The sequence below is a fragment of the Ignavibacteriales bacterium genome (assembly GCA_026390575.1).
Classification (GTDB): Bacteria; Bacteroidota; Ignavibacteria; order UBA10030; family UBA10030; genus Fen-1298.
This window is the reverse complement of the sequence record JAPLFR010000007.1, coordinates 256,208-277,100: the sequence shown is the minus strand read 5'-3', so window position 1 is coordinate 277,100 and position 20,893 is coordinate 256,208. Positions and strand designations below refer to the sequence as shown.

At 45.0% G+C, this 20,893-nt stretch carries 13 protein-coding genes; 7 read left to right on the top strand and 6 right to left on the bottom strand.

Annotated features, from left to right (window positions below; translation table 11 throughout):
- The first annotated feature begins 2 nt into the window (after positions 1-2).
- From NTX44_06260 to NTX44_06230, 7 genes are all read left to right on the top strand, one after another.
- The gene (locus NTX44_06260) at positions 3-788 is read left to right on the top strand and encodes a DUF3800 domain-containing protein (GenBank protein ID MCX6121205.1); all 786 of its coding nucleotides are present in this window, start codon (positions 3-5) and stop codon (positions 786-788) included.
- Between the two features lie 107 nt (positions 789-895).
- Entirely contained in the window at positions 896-3,766 is a 2,871-nt protein-coding gene (locus tag NTX44_06255; protein MCX6121204.1) for a site-specific DNA-methyltransferase, read from the top strand.
- 162 nt (positions 3,767-3,928) lie between these two features.
- Positions 3,929-7,150, top strand: a complete 3,222-nt coding sequence (locus NTX44_06250; GenBank protein MCX6121203.1) for a UvrD-helicase domain-containing protein — start codon at positions 3,929-3,931, stop codon at positions 7,148-7,150.
- The gene (locus NTX44_06245) at positions 7,147-9,939 is read left to right on the top strand and encodes a PD-(D/E)XK nuclease family protein (GenBank protein MCX6121202.1); all 2,793 of its coding nucleotides are present in this window, start codon (positions 7,147-7,149) and stop codon (positions 9,937-9,939) included. Before NTX44_06250 ends, NTX44_06245 begins: the two co-directional genes overlap by 4 nt.
- A gap of 285 nt (positions 9,940-10,224) precedes the next feature.
- Complete coding sequence (locus NTX44_06240; GenBank protein MCX6121201.1) at positions 10,225-10,689, top strand: hypothetical protein; 465 nt, start codon at positions 10,225-10,227, stop codon at positions 10,687-10,689.
- Between the two features lie 211 nt (positions 10,690-10,900).
- Positions 10,901-13,222: a TonB-dependent receptor gene (locus NTX44_06235; GenBank protein ID MCX6121200.1), complete on the top strand. Its 2,322-nt coding sequence runs from the start codon at positions 10,901-10,903 to the stop codon at positions 13,220-13,222.
- Positions 13,223-13,245: 23 nt separating this feature from the next.
- Positions 13,246-14,076 (top strand): DUF4249 domain-containing protein, encoded by an 831-nt coding sequence (locus NTX44_06230; GenBank protein ID MCX6121199.1) that lies wholly within the window; start codon positions 13,246-13,248, stop codon positions 14,074-14,076.
- Between the two features lie 108 nt (positions 14,077-14,184).
- On the opposite strand, the gene NTX44_06225 is transcribed toward NTX44_06230, so the two are convergent.
- From NTX44_06225 to NTX44_06200, 6 genes are all read right to left on the bottom strand, one after another.
- A complete protein-coding gene (locus tag NTX44_06225) occupies positions 14,185-14,673 on the bottom strand; it encodes a GNAT family N-acetyltransferase (GenBank protein ID MCX6121198.1) in 489 nt (162 codons plus the stop codon).
- 85 nt (positions 14,674-14,758) lie between these two features.
- The gene (locus NTX44_06220; GenBank protein ID MCX6121197.1) at positions 14,759-15,028 is read right to left on the bottom strand and encodes a hypothetical protein; all 270 of its coding nucleotides are present in this window, start codon (positions 15,026-15,028) and stop codon (positions 14,759-14,761) included.
- A gap of 39 nt (positions 15,029-15,067) precedes the next feature.
- Positions 15,068-16,057 carry an EamA family transporter gene (locus NTX44_06215; GenBank protein ID MCX6121196.1) on the bottom strand — a complete coding sequence of 330 codons (990 nt, stop codon included), beginning with the start codon at positions 16,055-16,057 and terminating at the stop codon, positions 15,068-15,070.
- 189 nt (positions 16,058-16,246) lie between these two features.
- Positions 16,247-16,666: a hypothetical protein gene (locus NTX44_06210; protein ID MCX6121195.1), complete on the bottom strand. Its 420-nt coding sequence runs from the start codon at positions 16,664-16,666 to the stop codon at positions 16,247-16,249.
- Between the two features lie 194 nt (positions 16,667-16,860).
- Positions 16,861-17,325: a hypothetical protein gene (locus NTX44_06205; protein MCX6121194.1), complete on the bottom strand. Its 465-nt coding sequence runs from the start codon at positions 17,323-17,325 to the stop codon at positions 16,861-16,863.
- Between the two features lie 226 nt (positions 17,326-17,551).
- Entirely contained in the window at positions 17,552-20,890 is a 3,339-nt protein-coding gene (locus NTX44_06200) for a UTP--glucose-1-phosphate uridylyltransferase (GenBank protein ID MCX6121193.1), read from the bottom strand.
- Positions 20,891-20,893: the final 3 nt, after the last annotated feature.

Below are 20,893 nucleotides of genomic sequence, written 5' to 3'. Positions count from 1 at the left end.
CAATGAAATACCGTCTTTACATTGATGAATCCGGCAATCCAGATCTTGAACACGCCGACGATCCTCGGTATCGTTTTCTTGGACTTACTGGAATCATTATGAGACTTGAATATGCTGCCTCAGTTGCGGTTCCGGAACTTGAGAAAATAAAGAAAACTTATTTTTCATATCATCCGGATGAACCAGTTGTTTTTCACAGAAAAGAACTCGTTAATAAAGCCCCTCCGTTTGAAGCGCTGCGAAATAAAGAAACCGAAAAGCAATTCAATGAGCAACTCCTGGCATTTTTCAATACACTGGAATTTGTTACGTTGACAGTTGTCATCGATAAAAAAATGCAACGGGATCTCTATAAAGTATGGCGATATGATCCGTATCATTACTGTCTCGCAGTAACACTTGAACGGTATATCCACTTCTTAGAAGGTGAAAACGCAAAAGGGGATGCGATGGCGGAATCAAGAGGCGGTAAAGAAGACATGCGTCTGAAACGATCATTTGAGAAACTCTATATTGAAGGAACAGATTTTGTTGGCGCAGATCGTTTTGCAAATAGTTTGACAAGCAGACAACTTAAAGTAAAACCAAAAGCGAATAATATAGCAGGATTACAAGTTGCAGACCTTATAGCGCACCCAAGCCAGAGGTACGCGTTATTGCAGCATAAAAAAATAGTCGATGACCGTGAAATATTTGGGGATAAGATTGCAGAAATCCTCGTTCACTCAAAATACTACAGAAGTAAAGCGGGTAGTATCGAAGGGTATGGAATTAAAGTTCTTCCATAAAACAAAAAAGGCGACGCTTTCGCATCGCCTCGATAGCTTACGCTATCCACCTCCAAGCAAATTGGATTAGTTGTAATATACAGTTCTGTTTGAAAGAGTCAAGTGTTATGGCAAAAAAAACTAAACCGACCAAAAAACCGACGGTGAAATATCCGAAGCTCAAAGACCGTGCGACAATTCCCGTTGCACACGTAAAGCATAATGACAAGCGCGTGAATATCCCCACGGAAGAATTGCGGGGATTTGTTGCTGAGGATGAGATAACGCCGAAGAAAGTTCTTTACCCGCGCGATCCTTCGCTCGATCCGCAGCTTGTGTGGAAAGGAAAAGACGAACAGGACTCCAAACCGCTCGAAGTGCCCGTTGTGCCGATTTACATACAGGAAAAAATACACCCTCAGGCGATTATCGAAGATTTAAGAGCTCAATCGCAAAAAGATATTCCCGAAGACCAGATCGGACTCTTTGGAGATTTTAACGGGATCAAGTTCGAGGAGATGATCGACTTCTACCAGCATGAACAGAACTGGACCAACCGCGCCATACTCGGCGATTCGCTGTTGGTGATGACCTCGCTGGCGGAAAAAGAACGGCTCAAAGGGAAAGTGCAAAGCATTTACTTCGACCCGCCGTACGGCATTAAGTTCGGCTCCAACTGGCAAGTCTCCACGCGAAAGAACAAGCTCAGTGATCGAGCAGAAGACCTAACTCGGCAACCTGAACAGGTGAAGGCATTTCGAGATACATGGCAACTGGGGATTCATTCATACCTTGCTTATTTGCGAGATCGGTTTACTGTATGTCGTGACTTGTTGACTGAGAGTGGCAGTCTCTTTATCCAAATTGGAGAGGAGAATGTTCATTTAGTTAGATCGGTATTAGACGAGGTTTTTGGTAGCGAGAATTATTGTAGTCAAATTGCTTTTAGGACAGCTACAAGTCAACCAACTAATTTGATCGCGTGTGTTTATGATTATGCTATTTGGTACGCGAAAGACAAGAAGCAATGTAAATACCGATCCCTTCAAAGGGAGAGAGATTATTTTGAACGAATTGGAACGTTTGGATGGCTCGAACTACGCGAACTCGAAGAACGATCTATTAGAGCAAGCGAAAAGAGAGGAGAATCACCAATCCCAGAAGGAGCCATTCTTTTCAAAGATGCTGATATTACAAATGTTAGAAAAGCCGAAGAAACACAAAACACTCCATCTTTTAGAAATGGTAAATATTCTCTGCCGGGTAATCTTAAATACATTGATGGTATTGAAAGGCTAATAGCAAGCAATAGGGTTATCGTCGTTAATGAACGTCTCTGCGGAAAACGGTATGAAACAGATAATCGGCATGTTAAATTCAATTCGATATGGGACGATACTATGCAAGGAACGTTTGAACTCACAAAAGATCCTAAGAAATATGTGGTTCAAACAGCACCAAAGGTTATTCAACGTTGTCTCCTCATGACGACCGACCCTGGTGATCTTGTGCTGGATCCTACGTGCGGCAGCGGTACAACGGCATATGTTGCCGAGCAATGGGGCAGGCGCTGGATCACCATCGATACATCGCGCGTCGCTCTTGCTCTTGCACGCACGCGTATTATGTCGGCAAAGTATCCGTATTATTTGCTCGGCGATTCTTCCGAGGGAAAACGAAAAGAAATGGAAATTGTTGGTCGTGTCATTCTGAGCGAAGCGAAGAATCCAGATACCGAAAAGAAGGATTCTTCAGTCGCTACGCTCCTTCAGAATGACATTAAAAAGGGGTTCGTTTACAAACGCGTTCCACATATTACGCTCAAATCCATTGCCAACAACGAAGAGATCGATACGATTCATTCCAAGTGGCAGGAAAAAATGGAGCCAATACGCACAGAGTTGAACAAAGCGCTCAAACAGAAATGGGAGGAGTGGGAAATCCCAAGGGAGCTTCCAGCCAACCTCGTAAGGACACAGCATGCTGTGTCCTTACTGGAGCAACGGTGGAATTTCCGTCGTGCTCGTCAAAAAGAAATCGATGAGTCTATTGCCAAACGCGCCGATACCGAGTTGCTATACGATCAGCCCTATGAAGACAACAAGCGCATCCGCGTTGCCGGCCCGTTCACCGTAGAAAGTCTCTCGCCACATCGCGTTCTCTCTCCTGCAGATGAAAATCTTGATGGCACGGTAACTAAGAAGGAAGCGAAGCATCAGCAAGACTTCACAACTATGATACTTGATAACCTCAGAAAATCCGGCGTACAAAATACATTTAAGAATGAGCGGCTGAAGTTTGACCGGCTTGAATCGTTTGCAGGAGTTTGGGTGCATGCCAAAGGTGAATACACGGAGAATGGAAAAAGCAAACGTGTCGCTGTATCGATTGGTCCGGAACATGGCACCGTCGGTCCTGATATGGTTAAGGAAGCAGCAAAAGAAGCGGTGGAAGGAGCGGGCAACGACCTGCTTATCGTTTGCGGGTTTGCATTTGATCCGCACGTGAGCGAAGAAGCTAAACGCTACGGTAAACTCAATGTGCTGACAGCGCGTATGAATCCCGATCTTGCAATGGGCGATGAACTGCTCAAAAAAACTGGAGCGGGAAATCTCTTTATGGTCTTCGGCGAGCCGGATTTGGATGTGAAGAAACAGAAAGATGGAAAGATCACCGTTACCATCAGAGGGCTTGATGTGTACGATCCCACCACAGGAGAAATACGTTCAAGCAGCACAGACGATATTGCTTGCTGGTTTATAGATACAAACTACAATGGCGAAAGCTTTTTTGTAAGACACGCGTATTTTACCGGTGCCGAAGAGCCGTACGATAAATTGAAACGCGCTCTCCGTGCAGAAATTGACGAGTCAGTATGGTCAGCGCTGTACTCGACAACAAGTCGTCCTTTTGATCCGCCAAAGACCGGCAAGATTGCCGTGAAGGTGATTAACCATTACGGCGATGAAGTGCTGAGAGTGTATGAGGTGAAGAAGTAAAAGAGGATGCCGGTGAACAGTTGCAGACCATTTTGCCGATATCGGGAAAATGGTTAATAACAAAAGTTGTAGACCATTTTGTTGAAATCAACAAGATGGTGTCCCTTCGGCATCCAGCCTGAACGATTAGAAACAGCGAATGAAGAAGAAATAAATTAAACAGTGGCTTCCATTCTTTTAAACGATACCGAACTTCAATTTCCTAATTTTACTATCGTTTCTGCGTCTGCAGGATCGGGTAAAACGCACACGCTCACATTGAAAATTCTGCAGCTTTTGTTATCTCCGAAGGTGCCTCACAATCGGTTGAACAATGTGCTGGCAATGACGTTTACCAAAAATGCCGCTGCTGAAATGCGCCAGCGCGTTCTGGAATATCTAAAGAAAGCATACCACGGTAATAAAAATATTCTTGATCAATTATGCCCTCTTGTTTCAATGGATGAAGCGAACCTTCGCACTCGGTGCGGTGAATTGATTGAAACGATATTGCAGGACTATTCTGCGTTTCAGGTGCAAACGATCGACAGCTTTATGGCGCGAGTGTTTCGCGCTTCGGCATTGGAATTTGGTTTTTCGCCGACTCTTGAAATTGTCCTTAATAGCCGCACAATACTTGATGCGGCTTTTGAACAATTTGCCCGCGAACTCGCAACTGATCCGTCAAAGCAGCAATTACTCGAAAGGTTGACAGATATTCTTCTTGATAGCCAGAATACTTCCTCACGATATATTTGGAATCCATTTCAAAAACTCTCCGATGAAGTCCGCAATCTGTATAATACGCTCAGCGCACAATCGAAAGAGGTTTTACCATCTTCTGAAAACAGCAGACAGGTGACTATACTGCGCAAGGAAATTCTTGATACGTTTCATCAACTCCATACACTTGTACGAGACTCCGGTTTGGAGATAACGAAGAATTATGAAAATGCCGCTGCTGTCGCTCAAGCCGGAGAAGTGGACAAGCTGATAGAATTGAAAAGCATTCATAAACCGGTGAAAGCCGGCAAATCGAAGATTGAAAAAGAAAAAACGGAAAAGTGGAATACGCGTTTTGCGCCGCTGCATGAGAAGTTCAGCTCGCTTGCTGCAGAGTATGTTGTGCAGCAGGCATATCACTATTATCTTCCGTACGTCGAAGCACATAAGTTGTTTCGGGGTACTATCGAACAGATTATGCGGCGCAACGGTCAGGTGAATCTTTCCGATATCAATCGTACGCTTCTGCATTATATCTCGGAAGAAATTGTGCCGCAAATATATTTTTATTTGGGCGATGCCATTTTCCATTATCTCATCGATGAATTTCAGGACACTGCGCCGGTGCAGTGGGAAGCAATAAAGCCGTTGTTTGCCGAAGCGCTGTCAAAGCAGGGAAGTCTGTTTGTCGTTGGAGATACCAAACAATCCATTTACGCATTCCGTCATGCCGATTGGCGCATTATGAAAAACGTTATGACAAACAACGTCTTTCCCTCAGCGCCGCCGGAAGTACGGGAATTAGAAACAAATTACCGCAGCTTCGAACGAATTCTCGATTTCAACAAAACAGTTTTTCATTCCATCGTACCTTCTACAATAGAAGGCGACGCACCGCATGCCAGCGGGTTGTCAACGTTCAAACAAGAGGTAGAAGAAAAGAATAAGAAGAAGGGATACGTTGAGGTTGTTTCGTTTGAAAAAGACGAAGATCAAGAACAGGAGCACGCGAAAATATTAGAAATTATTCACGATTGTCACACGCGTGGTTACCGGCATGGCGATATCACAATCCTGACTCCGAAAAACGAACATGTCATTGCGATCAGCGGATGGCTTAATGGAGCACATATTCCGTTTATTTCGCACAGCAGTCTCGACATTCGCGGGCGTGCAATCACCGGTGATATCATTGCGCTTCTTCGCTTCCTCGATTCACCAATTGATGATCTTTCATTTGCAACCGTCTTACTGAGCGGTACTTTTCATCGCGCACTTGCTGCTGATAATGTGAAGTTGACTCAAGGGGAACTTCATTCGTTCCTTCTTCAGGCGCGTAGAGCGGAACATCCAGCGCCGCTGTATGCATCGTTCCGCCTGCGTTATGCCGATGTCTGGAGACGGTACTTTGATGAACTCTTCACAGTCGTTGGTTACTTGCCGATGTACGATCTTCTGTCAGAAATCTATAAACAATTCCGTTTGTTCGAGATTGCGCCCGAAGAAGAAGGCGCACTTGCAAAGCTCTTGGATGTGATGAGAAATTTTGAAGAGACGGGACAGAATAATCTCAAAGATTTCCTCGCCTTTGCCGATGATGAATCGGATGATACGGATTGGAATATCGCAGTGCCCCGCGGCGAAGATGCCGTTTCGGTGATGACAATCCACAAAGCGAAAGGATTGGACAATCGCGTTGTCGTCGTTTTACTGGTAGATTCCAAACTGCGATCCGAAAATTTATTTGTCGAAGAAGATACAGACGGTGTCCGGTTAGTGCATATTACTCAAAAGAACGCCGCGTTTGATGACACACTTCAGGAATTATACAATCAACACCGTTTCGAACGAGCGGTCGATGATCTTAATAAATTGTATGTTGCTTTTACGCGGGCAAAAGAAGAAATGTACGTGATCAGCGTAAAAACAGAATACGCCGATGAACCATCAAAATTTCTGCCATTTTCTGGCTACGAATCATCGACAAAGCCGGAAGTAGAAAAACAGAAGCAAGCAATCGAGCTGGTTGTGCCGCTCCATCATTCGTCGGTGCGAGTATCTGTAAGCAATATTTCATCGGAGAAACTGGCGCTCTATGAACGCCGCCGCGGTGACGCTATTCACGATGTATTGTCGCATGTAGAGTACGCAGGTGTGGACGTTGAGATGATCATCTCATCATCGATAAAGAATACTGCGGGAAGCTGGATGCAGCCCGCCGATGAGGAGCGCATCAAATCGTCAATACTTGAATTTCTGCGTTCGCCGGAAATTGCGCCGTTCTTTGTTCACGTTGAAGGCAGAAGAATAATGAATGAGCAAGAATTTGTTCATCCGGATGGACGGCTCTTCCGCATGGATCGGATTATCGTCGATAAGGACACGGTGACAGTTCTCGATTTTAAAACGGGAGATGATAAAGAAGGATATACCGATCAAGTGATGGGATATGTGGATATCCTCGATAATTATTTTAATGGTGTTACTTCTGAAGATTCTAATATTAGCACGGAACCCCATCCTAACCTTCCCCTAAAAGGGGAAGGAATATTATCTCTCCCCCTCTTAGGGGGAGATGAAACAGGGGGTTCAAAACATGCGAAGTTGTTTCCTGGCACTCGTTACACCATTCATGGCATCCTGGCTTTTGTGGACAGAAAGAAATTGCGGGTGGTTGTATGAGCGAACGCATTGTCCTTGGTCCAACCGAGCATCTTATTAAAACCGTTGCCTCCCATCTGGAAGCGTATGGAAGAGACTTCTCAAATGTCGCAGTTGTTTTCCCCGGAAAACGTCCCGCGCATTTCTTGCGTAAAGAGCTTGCTCATCGTGTTGGAGGCAGCATCATTCCCCCCAAAATATTTTCCGTGGATGAGTTTATTCTTTCGCTGTATCAGCATCTCAATCCGGAGCCTGTGCATGATTTAGAGCCGATCGACGCGGTCGCTTTGCTTCACCTTGTGCATACTGACTTGAGGGAACGATTGGGCGGCGATTACTTTACATCGCTCGATGCATTTATTCCGATTGGATTGAAATTGTTTGGTGAATTGGAGGAACTCCGGCTAGCACAGGTTCCCGAACGAAAAATGAAAGATGTATTGTCGGCGTTCACGTACAACCGGCTCTTCTCACTTGCAGAGTACTATACAAAGTTTTACACACTTGCTGCAGAAAAAGGTTTTACAACGCGTGCGGTTCGTTACGTGGAAGTTGCCGGGCATATCAGCGAATTGGATCTCAATGGTTACACACAGATTGTTGTAGCTGGATTATTCAAGCTGACCCATGCCGAGCAGATCATTTTTGATAATTTAGAAAAGCGTTCGAACACACTGTTCGTGTATCAAACGGATAAGATTGAGGAAGGGACACCAGAACCGGAAATTCATTTTTACAAATCGTCCGACATACACGGACAGGTCTTTGCACTTTCAGCGATCATCAAAGAACAGTTAGCGAAATCTGGGGCGCTGGATGAACATTCGGTGATTGTTCTGCCTACTGCAGATGCGCTCTTTCCTGTTGTCCATCAAACGCTTTCGCTGATGCCGCAAGAACAATACAATATTGCGCTTGAATATCCAATGGCACGTACACCGATCTATGGTTTTCTGAACAACCTCATGGAATTAGTGTGCACGAAACAAGGCGAACGATACTCGGCAGTACAGTATATAAAATATATTCTGCATCCGTACACGAAAAACATCCGCTTGGAGCAGCGCACAGATGTCACGCGTATGCTTTTCCATGCAATTGAATCAATGCTGACGAAAGATCAATCTAAAATTCTGCTGACGCTGGAAGAGATAGAGCAATCGGATGAAATCTTTACGAATGTTGCTTTTGCAATTTCAGAATCCAGCGACAAAATTACACCTGAGCAATTGAAAGAACATCTTCACACGATACATTCTTGCACCATCCACGCACTTGAACATTTCACATCCGTCAAAGAGTTCGCGCGCAATGTTATTGAAGTCCTCACGTACATCTACGAGCAAAGCACTGCACGCATGCATCCGTTGTTCCGCCCTTATGCAGAAGCACTCTTGAAAGTATTACTGCACCTGGAACAATCGTTTATCGGCAATGCGTCGTTGCGCGACGCCTCAGGGTATTTCAACTTCCTTCAGCATTATGTAGCTCTTCAAAATGTTCCGTTCTCCGGTACACCGCTTCGGGGTTTGCAGGTGCTCGGTTTATTAGAAACGCGCAGTCTGCACTTTGATGATGTATATTTTTTAAATGTAAACGATGACGTTCTGCCAGGCGGCATCGGCAGCGATATGCTGTTACCGCAGCAGTTACGAGAAAAATTAGGATTGGAAACACGGCATGATCGGGATAAATTAAGCGAGTATTATTTTCACCTGCTTGTACGCGGAGCAAAACGCGTGCATCTCTTTTATTCGGAATCCGGTGAGAGCGATAAGAGCCGATTCGTTGAGCAATTGCTGTGGGAGCGTCAAAAGCGCGATGGTTCATATTCCTATGATGATTACGTTCAGACCGTGCGGTATCAAGTGCAACTTGCCAATGAAGCCGTTCCGTCAATTCCAAAATCGGCTGATGTACTCGCACTGATACATGGGTTTACGTACAGTGCGAGCTCGTTAGATACGTATCTGCAATGTCCGATAAAGTTTTACTACCAGCACATTATGCGCTTGCAGGAAAAAGAGGAAGCTTCGGAGGATATTGATGGTCAGGAAATCGGCAAGTTTGTCCATGAGGTGCTGAATACATTCTTTGCGCCATGCATCGGAAGGAAATTAGAAACACGCGATCTGCTCCCCGGGCGTATGAAGCAATTGATAGATGAATTATTCGCGCAGAAATTCGGAGCAGAGCCGGCGGGAGCGGCATATTTATTGAAGCGGCAGATTCAGCGGCAATTGGAAACATTGCTAAAAGAATACCAGCAGCCGATGGCAGAGGAGAGCGAAATAATTCTTCAGGGACTTGAGGAAAGAATTTCCATTCATGCTTTAGGAACAAAGTTTGAAGGGCGTCTTGACCGCATTGAGCAACGCGGTAATAAGATTATCATTCTCGATTATAAGACTGGACCGAAACCAACCAAACCGCCGATTCATATCGGAAAGCTTGCTCTTACTATTGATAAACGGGAAAACTGGAACGAAGCAGTGACATCTCTGCAGCTGCCTATGTATCTGTTGTTGTACAGTGTTCACACGAAAACTGCGGTAGAAGAAATCGTTCCCGCGTATCTGTATCTCGGAAAAAACCGGCTCAGCAAGGATTGCGAAGTAGCTTTTATGGAAGACGCGGAGGAACGTGTGATCTACTTTGAGCAAATTAAACAGTTCATTGAGCTTTTACTCAAAGAGATAAACAACGCTGCGATTCCTTTTACGCCGCCTGTTGATCTTAGCAAGAGTTGTCCGCGTTGCCCATACATCGGACTCTGCGGCACTGCGTGGGTACAAGGTTGGAGAGTATAACAGAGAATAAATATCGCTGCTCTTTAAAATTCCTCATTCTACTATCATAGATACTTACCGCACTTCCATCATTACAACTCATCGTCGCTTTACACTCCTGCACACATACCATCTCTCGAGACAGGAACAAAAGACCTGCCTCAATCGTTAGTACTATTATGAAGCAGCAATCAATAATATGCAGGATGTTATTTCCCGCATTCATAAATTTTGTTCCAGAAAATCCCATTAAACCTAAGAAAGCAACCATACATCTAATAAGTAGACAATAAACTTGGAGGTCATATGACGCACAAATTCATTATACTCGCCTTCGTTGTGATGAGCTTCGGCTTCGCTGGATGTGCAGCAGAGCAATATTCACAAACGCGGAAGGATCATTTGATGAAAGTAGATTCGCTCCGGATGATGAAAATGGAGGATGTGATCGCTCTATCAAAAGCCGGTGTGAGCGACAGTCTCATTATTGGAATGATGGATGCAACAGATTCGTGGTTCCAATTGAAGACTCAGGATGTCCTTGATCTCAGAAACGCAGGTGTGAGCGAGAAAGTGGTTGTCGCTATGATGCAGCCGCCACCCCAGCCATCTGGCAAGACAAGTGATTCGAATGTGATACGATATTATGGATATCCTTCGTACTTCTGGTATGATGGATATTCTCCATATTGGTATTATCCTACCTTCTCTGTACGCATGGGATATCATCCATATCATTTTGGATTTTCCCATCATGGAAGGTTTCGCTAAACCATAACCCAGATATGTGAGAATACTCGACACCGTTATTTGATGCATATGAGCTGGAGTGAAGCTAAGAGTTGTGACCCCCGGCTTCACTCCGGTGACATTCACTGGGATCGATTGTCCATCTTCCAAACACATCATCGTAGTACGACATTACACAGACAAGATATCTTGAAGCGGGAACAAAAAATCCGCGAAGATCGTTAGTACTACCATGAAACAACAATCATTAACGGGCTGGCTCATTCTTCTCACATGCATTTACACACTTTCTGTCGTTTCACAAAATAGATACACATTGAGTGGAACCATCAGGAGTGGAGAAACCGGCGAGGCACTCATTAGTGCAACGCTTCTCGTAAAGGAACTCCCCGGTGTTGGTGTAACTTCAAATGCCTACGGATTTTATTCGTTGACTTTTCCAGAAGGTTCCTACACCATTTTCGTCCAATATCTTGGATTCAAAACTCGAAAGGACACATTACATTTCTCTCATAATAGATTGATGAATTATGATCTGACACCTGAACCCATCACGCTGGGAGAAGTCGTTGTATCCGGTGAGCGATCGAACGCAAACGTTACCTCCACAGAAATTGGAGTCAATAAATTGGAAGTAAAAGAAATTGAATCGATCCCGGTGCTCCTGGGTGAAAAAGATATTTTAAAAACAATTCAATTGCTCCCAGGGATAAAATCTGCTGGAGAAGGAAGCACGGGGTTCTATGCGCGAGGCGGAGGAACAGATCAGAATCTCATTGTTCTGGATGAAGCACCGATCTACAATTCTTCTCACCTTCTTGGATTTCTTTCAGTTTTTAACTCCGACGCGATCAAAGATGTGAAAGTCATGACAGGCGGCATTCCGGCAGAATATGGCGGCAGGCTCTCTTCGGTATTAGATATTCGCACAAACGATGGTAACAATAAAGAATTTGGAGGTTCAGGCGGTATTGGATTGCTGGCATCACGCCTCACTGTGGAAGGACCTCTTGTCAAGGATGAAGGATCTTTTATTATTTCTGGCAGGCGAACATATGCAGATCTTTTCCTCAAACTCTCAAGCGACACTACGATCAACCGTGCGAGTTTATATTTCTATGATCTGAATATGAAAGCAAACTATACGCTTGGCGACAAAGATCGATTGTTCCTTTCCGGTTATTTCGGACGCGATAATTTCGCCTATTCCAATACGTTTGGATTCAATTGGGGGAATACGACAGCGACACTTCGGTGGAATCATATTTTTGCCGATCATTTGTTTTCCAACACCTCGCTTATCTATAGCGATTATGAATACAGCAACACCATTGGAGTCGGGACAAGTCAATTCCAGATTACTTCCGGAATTCAAGACCTGAACTTCAAAACTGATTTTCAATATTTTACCGATGTTTCGGGAACGGTAAAGTTCGGTCTCAACTCTATTTACCACACCTTTCTTCCGGGAAAGGTGACCGCGACGGCGGGAAGTATCATCAACAATACGGCGCTTGAAAATAAATTCGCGCTGGAGAACGCCGCATACATTTCGCACGAAATTGAAATGATACCCGGGGTGAAAGTAAACTACGGATTGAGGTTCTCGGTCTTTAGCCTGCTTGGTCCGGCTCATCTGTATAATTATGACGAGTATGGAAATGTTGCCGATACATTGACATACGGTTCAGGCAGTGTCGTAAAAACGTACAATTCTCTGGAACCGAGATTTGCAATAAACCTTCTGTTGAACGACGAAAGTTCTCTGAAAACTTCCTATACCCGTACAACGCAATATCTTCACCTTCTTTCGAATTCCACAACAACAAACCCAAGCGATGTGTGGGTGCCAAGCACGAATAATGTAAAGCCGCAATTTGCCGATCAGGTCGATGCCGGGTACTTTAGAAATTTTCTTGATAATGAATATGAAGCATCTTTTGAGTTGTATTATAAACGCATGCAGAATGTGATCGATTATAAAAATGGTGCCGACCTGCAAATCAATCCGACGGTGGAAGCCCTCCTCTTATACGGCACCGCCAGAAGTTACGGCGCCGAATTGCTTGTTCGAAAACGCGCAGGCCGGCTGAGCGGCTGGATTGCATATACACTTTCAAAAACAGAAGAACAATTTGATCAGATCAACGATGGTAATCCATTCCCGGCCCGGCAGGACAGAACACATGACATATCAATTGTGGCGATGTATAATTATAACAGCGATTGGAATTTTTCAGCAACCTGGGTCTATAATACAGGCAATGCTGTAACGTTCCCGAGCGGAAATTACTGGCTGGACGGCAGGCTGGTTCCGTATTATACCGAGCGGAATGGCTATCGTATGCCGGCGTATCATCGATTAGATCTTTCCGCTACATGGACATTGGGACCGCATTCCAATCTGAATTTCTCTCTCTATAATGCTTATAATCGGATGAACCCCTATGCTATCAATTTTCAACAAGATCCTAATGATCCGAACAAGACACAGGCAGTGCAGACTACATTCTTCCCGATCATACCATCGGTCACATATAATTTCAATTTTTAAGAGCCGCGAAGGATTGAATCTCTATGAAAATGGAAAATAGTACATGGATACCGCCGGCACTATTTATTCTGTTAGGTATTGCTTTGAATTCATGCCAGGAGGTCGTGTCAGTCGATCTCAACAAAGCTGATCCGCACATTGTCATTGAAGGCATCATTTCGGATCAACCAGGTCCGTATGCTGTTACAGTAAGTAAGACAGGTAATTACTTCGAATCATCGCTTTATTTTCCACCGGTGGTCGGGGCTCAGATTGTTATAACGGATGATGCTGGACAGCGGGATACACTGAAAGAAGGTAACCAAGGAACCTATGTCTCCACAACCCTGAAGGGACTCACAGGTAGGACCTATTCCATGTCTGTGATAAGCGAAGGGAAGACATACACCGCCTCATCCTATATGCCGGTGAAAATATTACTTGATTCAGTATATGCAGTAAAGAGAACCGGATTTCGCTCAGAGCCAGGATACGATATTTATGTGATGTTCAAAGATCCACCCGAACCCGGCAACTATTACCGTTTGAATGCGAGGTCGAGCACATTGATCCCTGCAGATTCGATTGACGGCCGTCGCTATCGACTTTATACCGATAAACTGACAAACGGGAATGAAATGACAGAGAGAATCCGGGCGGGTGGAAAAGTGCAGAGCGGGGATACGATTACATTGGAGTTGCTTTCTATTGATAAGGCAGCGTACGATTACTTTAGTACTCTGAGAGATATTCTCTCATCAGACCGAAGTCCGACATCTCTGTCTCCGGCTAATCCTAATACGAATCTAACGAATGGCTCATTAGGATATTTTGCTGCGTTCGCTATGGATACAAAGAAGATTATTATTCCTTAAGATAATGTTATTAGGGGCTGTACTTCATTTACACTGCTTTTCTCGTCGGTAATTTAGATCTTTTTCTCAAAATCTTGCCTGACTCTTTCTGAACCATTTATCAGCTTTTCATATCTGTTTATTCATGAAACAAACTCTGAACGGTAAATGAGGAAATACTTTTATTCCCGTTTCTTTAAATCCTTGCTTTAAGTACCAATATTTTAGTCTCGTGTTTGAATCTATCAATGCAATTGAAATCCATTTGCCGCCATTCCCTCTAATCATGTTAGTTGCAAACTCCATCATTTTTATGCCATAGCCCTGATTTCTATATTCTGGAATGACAGAGACTTTTTCAATGTAAAATGTATCAACTTCCTTTTTTGATTTTTCAATTGCTATACACCCTATTCCTTTATCATTTATTGTCAATTGGTACAATTCTATTCCTTTGTCTAATTGTGTCTTTAAAGCTTGTTCATCAATGAATGCACTGTTTGTAGGATTGTTTGCTTTCGTAAATCCAAACTCCGCTGCTACGGTACCATGAGCTTTATTTAAAACTTTTACTGCTTTTGATAAATCATGATTCGCGTGAATACGAACATATTCCATCTTACATCCCTTCATCATAATATAGATACAACCTCACAGACCGGACATGAGAGTTGCTGATTGTATTGTGGCCACCGAAAAAGGATTACTGAGTTTTCTTCTGTAATGTGTCTTTCTCTTTCATCAATAAAGGTCTATCATCTTGCCATAATTTCAGGTCGTCCAATTTCGTTTTCTTATTCTCTGTTTTCTTCACCCGAGCTTTTTGTCTACGAGTCTGTTTTAAAGGCGCTTGCTGTTTCGTGCCAGCAGAATCAATCTGAATACTATTTTGTGTTCTCTGTTGGGCTGAAACATATCCTGAAAATGAGTAAAGAAAACATAAACACAACGCAATCGTCAGTACTTTTTTCATAGCATGAACTCCTGCTGATGGCGATTTAACAGAACTTGATTAATTGTTTTTAGTGACGAATTCCTTATGCTCGTCGTTCTTGTGAGAATGATGTGTATTTTGACTTTCCTTAAACACACCAACCACTCCTGATATAATCATAACAGCTCCTAACAAAGTCCAAAGCGTGATCGGTTCGCTGAGTATGAGCCACCCCAGAAAAAGTGCAATCATGGGATTCACATAGCTATAAGTAAACAGGACTTTCGTAGGAAGGATTTGCAGCGCGCGCGTAAAAGAGGCAATAGCGATCACCGAACCAAAAACTACCAAATATGCAAAAGCCATCCATGCAGAAGGAAGAGGCGCTGGTCGGGGTTCGCCGGTTAAATAACTCAGGACCAGAAAACCCGGCAGTGCAAAAATTTGCTGATAGCCGGCAGTCACACGAGCACTGAGGTGTATGCCATGACGCCGCTGCAGGAGCGAGCCGCTTCCCCAGCACAGGGAAGCAAAAAACAGCGCTGCAATAGAGAGAATATCGGCATGAACACCGCCGGCGAGCACGGGATAACTAAGAAAGCCTGTACCGCAAAAACCCAACAATAATGAGCAAGCTAATAAGAGGGAAGGGGCTCGCCGCTCAATCACCGATTCCAGCGCTGCTACCCAAAGCGGGGTAGAGGCAACGAGCAATGCTGCCAGGGCTGAATGAATTCGCTGTTCTGCCCAGTTCACCAATCCGTTGCCGCCGATCCAAAGCATTGCGCCCGTAACAGCCAGAAGGAGAGCGTCTTTACGATCAAGCTTCAGTTGTTCCCCTTTGCTTTTTGCCCAGACCAATAGGAGCAATCCGCCAATGACTGTGCGCCCTGCAGCCATGAGAAACGGGGGAAAGCCGGATCCTTCACGTACCGCAATGCGGATAGCTAAGTACGTGCTTCCCCAAACAAGATAAACTACAAAAAGATTCAGCAGCCCTTCCCAGGCAAGAATTCCGGTGGTTCTGGAAGCAAAGCCGCCTTCTTGGCTCCTTGTCATTTTTTCCATTTGCTATAATTCATTTTTGTAACTTTTGAGCCGATGGCTCATAAGCCTCTGGCTTACAATTTTGCACTTAACCTTTACGCAGCATATTTTACGTGGTGAGCCTGCCCCGTGTTCTTTCACCGGATTCATTCTGTCTGCCTCAATGAAGTCTGTTTCTCAATACGCAGTCAAATCTGCTTGGGTTGCAGGTTAGACGGTTGTCTTATCTTTTATAGGATAAAGTTTGCTTACTAGTACACCATATATACAAAACTCAAATAAACCGAAAACAAACCAGGTGAACGCAAGAGATGCTGGAATCGGGTATAAAATATATTGATTAAGATCAACCAACGTTCCCGCAAGAAGGCCAAAAAACAATCCATGTCTCAGGCCATCATAGAGATTCCCGCGTTTTGCGGTATATGCGTAGCTCCATACAAACAGCACCGATAAAACCACCGTGACAAGTAACGATAAAGAGAGACTTCGTTGAGATTCTGGCCGACCGATGGTATTGAGTATTGAATCTGCTTCATGGAGGATAACAAGGTGAACGATTCCATTCCACATTAAGGCAAACACAATGATAGTGATTGCAGCAAGAAAGAAGCGTTTAAAGTTTATCATAAATTTCCTCCTAGGCCGCCCAACGGCCAGCAGCCTCATAATGTAATCCCGCTATGTCCGTCTCGACTCTGTCGAGACGAGACCCCGACGAAGTTGCTTTCGAATGTATGCGGGGCTCATCCGGTCAGCTTGTCCCAAAGGGATCCCCCAAAGGGGCAGGCTTTCGGGAAGCGCCTCGGTTAGGCGGCGTACGCTTATAAATCAGAATAATATGTTACACAAATAAATGCTTGCTTCTTGAATTTAGAATACGCAATGATCCGGTTGATTCCCTCACCAAGCACATAGTGAAAACCGATTAGTGTCGAATCACCGGACACATTATTCCATTCAGGAGAGAACTGAATGTGTGTGTCTATAGTTCCGATAGGGAAAGTAGATAATGGCCGGAAGTGCTCATCATCAAAAAAATGTGAAATGTGTCCTTTGATTAGTGTGCGATGAACTTCGGACAATGTGCTGGAATCCGAATCTTCATCTACATCATAGTAGATCAATTCTTTGGACGAAAACGCGTCCTGCCAGAGAGTGTCACCTTGATGGTTTAGGATAATGAAAATCATTTGTGTATTTAGAAGATCTACACCCTGTCCTTCTAAAATAAATGTATCATCTTCATCGTGGGATGAGAACAGCACTTGCCTAGTAACATGCGGCACAGAATTATCCGTACTGCAGGAAAGGATTGTAAGACAATAGATAATGAAAAGATATCGCATAAATATTATTGTTCACGCCGCCTAACGGATGGGAGACGAGCAAAAGAAAATGTGTATACATCTATTAGAGGTATTTTATGATCATTCATATATTTGCAGAAGTCCTATGTTCTGGGTTCCCGCTTTTTCCGAAGGAATGCATTTGGTATGCGGAAATGACATGGATTCAAAGTTTCTTTTTCTCTTTCTCCCACTCGCACAGAGATTCCACATAATCTGCTGATCCATCTCTCAGCCATCCATCCATCTGTGCCGGTTCTTTTAATTGCTGGCCGCGTGCTCGTGGAACTGCAATGTAGGAACATCGGAATTCCGGCAAGGTTGTCATATCTCCCCAAAGTTTTTCGTATTGAAGGGTAGGATAAATATCTTCCTGTCCCATACCCCAGCGCTTCTTAACGTTCTTGAGCGTGATATATGTAGGCATACGTGATGCAACCGAACGCATCGCTTCTGTTACTTTCCTTTGATCATCCAGGTCGGACCGAGAAAGTCCAAACACATTGAGCATCTGATCGAGATCGATCCAGTATGTAGCTGAATTGTAGTAGGAGAGAATGAATTCATACTCTTCACGGGGAAGTGCGAGTCCCTCGATCAGCCGGAGTCTTCCATCGACGTTTGCCAATCCGCCGCCGCGATCTTCCAATCGGCGCGTAATAACTTCCACAGTCATTCCGGCTTTACTTTCGATGTGCCGTCCAAGAATACCGGGATCAAGATTTGCACCCATGGTGTCTATGTTGTGCATAAGGATATGTTTGAGCCGGGGATGTGTTTTCAGCAGCCGCGAAAGAGTGCCGTTGCGAAAGAGGTTGGGAATTTCGTACCAATGCCCTACAGGATTGAGGCATTGAAGTGGAAGATTATCGGTGTAATCGTTTGCCTCGCCGCTCCGTTGCGCCCAATCCATCAATGACGTATGGAGGCTTTCAAGCACCTTCTGTGCTTGTTCATCGAGAAGCTGCTGCGGCATTTCCTGCCAAGCGAATCTCAGGTCCCGAATTGTGGGAATCAAACGTAATCCGATACTGCTTCCGTGCGAGAGAAGAACTTCACCTTCATAACCGTACTGGTCCTCATCTTCCATGGACTGCCTGATGGCATCGTGCGTGAGATATCCCGTTGAAATAATATGAGGAATAGCGGTACCAAACTTCTGCATCGTGCGGCGGCTTTTTGCCAGATGTGTTTCGATAAACGTCCGGTGCGCTCCGCCTATCCGGCAGAACGGATTGAGCGCCTTGACTGTCCCTGCGCCTTTTGTCCATCTGCTCCCGGCACCGGCGGCGGGAGTGAATACTGCCACTGTTCCGGATGCAAGCGCCTGAGATCCGATGGAAGTATAGTGCGACGAGGATTGCTGCGACATATCGAAGACATCATTTTCGTTCACATCGGCAATCGTCGTATTTACAGGCAGACGGTTTTGTGAAAGTCCGATACGGCCGCTGCGCAAATCTGTTTTTATTCTTTCATGCTGAATCCTGTCGAATCCATACCGCTCAAGCAATTCCTCCAGCGCATGGAGGTACGTTGTCTGTGTGCCGCCCTCCGGCAAAATACGGTCAAAAATTTGCTGCAGCATTCCTTCAAGTGCAGGATGTGTCCTGCTCACGAAAGAAAAATGTTCCAGTTCATTCCGTTGCGTGAGTGTAATTGTCCGCGGGTCCCGACGAAGCAATAACGGGACGGTGAGAGAGTAATAGAGCCGGGGCATCAATGTTTCTTCACCGAAAAGAAGTTCTGCCCATGAACCTTTTTCGTTGATGGTAAAATCATAAACGACTGGATCCATAGCGAATGGTATGCCATGTTCACGCCGTTTTTTTTCAGATCTCATAATATCCTGCAACCGGCTCTGAGCTTCGCGTGTACGGGATGGTTGGAAAAGGAATCCCATACCTCCGCCGGACATTCCGCCAAGCATCCAGAATCCCCAGAAATCTTTTCCGAATTCCGCTTCAACGCGTGCGATGATGGATTCCGTATACAGGTTTGTCGCCCAGGGAATGATGGTCTGTATCGGGCCGAGAAAATTCTCATGCGTGGATGTGCCTAACGCCTGTATATCTCCGCTCTTCAGTTGTGTAACAATCTGGTCGAACAACGAAAGAGCCTGCTGACGTCCCTTCCATTCAATTTCTGAACGGAGCAAATAACGCTCGGTGACCATTTCTAAAATCGGTCCCACGTCTTGTGCCATACCGCCATGAACAAGAACAAGACTTTCCTGAAGCTGTCGGCGCGTCAGTGCGGAGACATCATCATTCGTAAGAATTGTATGCCGGGGGAGCAAGCATCCGCGGCTGATGCCATATTCGATATCGCCTTCTGCACTGGTTACTCCTTGAATCAGTTTGATGCCTGGCCAGACACCTCCGGAATCCTGCCAGCCGCCGCCTGATCCGCCAAGCCATTCACCAAGGATGGCTCGCGCTGCAACAATGCGGCGTTCGCTTTCAGTCAATGAACCGGTGAGCGAAGAAGTTTGCCCCGTGGCGCGCATGCAAACGGCTATGATAGAACTGAGCAGTGTAGTCGAAACGGCAAGACGTGATCCCTTGGGAATTTCATTGACCTGGCTAACAATTTCTATTCCTAAACCCGGACCCGCTAATCGTGACAACAAATCGGAAAGACATTGATGTGCACCTTCCATACTGGGGGGCACAATGCCCGAAGCAATCACTGCCGCCTTGAGCAACCCGAGATAGTCTGCTGCATAATCAAATACTTGAGAAAACGAAGTGATTTCAGTGACTGCTCCAAGATCTGTGCTGACAAGACGGATGACCGGTGTATCAATAATTCTAAAATAAACTTCCACCGGAGGGCGGGGAACAGTTTGAGAATCGCGATCCTTCACAGAGAGGTCGATAGATATGTTGAGAACACGGGCACCTTCGGGATAATCCATTCCCAAAAAGAAAATATCGCTCCAGCCGCTGTGCGATAAATCCATGCGCACAGGAGTTTGTTCATGAAGGATCGGAAAAAGCGCATTGGTTTTTTGGAGCAGGGAAGAAGCGATACGCAGCGGATGGTCCGAAGGATGTCCTGCTCTGAACATCCATTGATTTCCGCGAACCGAGCGAACGCTTGCCCGCACTTGATTTGCCAGTGTCTGAAAACCAAGACTCCGGTATGCGGCGGCTAATGCACTGGAAATACCGTCGTGAGGCCCGCTGTTTTGCTGTTCAGAAAGAAATCTCTGAATGGCCTCCTCGAAACGACGATGTAAAAGATCCTCATACCCATCGAATGGAATAAGTCCCCGTAATGGCAATCCTTTTTTGGTCGGAATATGGAAACGGTGAATCGCATACAGGAAGAACAATGCCCGTACTTGTTCGTAGAGATTTGAGCTTGTGCGGCGAAAGTCTTCAAGAGATCTGCATTCATCAAGCAATTGCTCAAGCGATGCCGCATGACAAAAAGTATCGAGTGCCTGGTTGCGGACTTCGCTGTCCTCTGCCGTGATAAGGGCAGTCAGCTTGCTCATTCT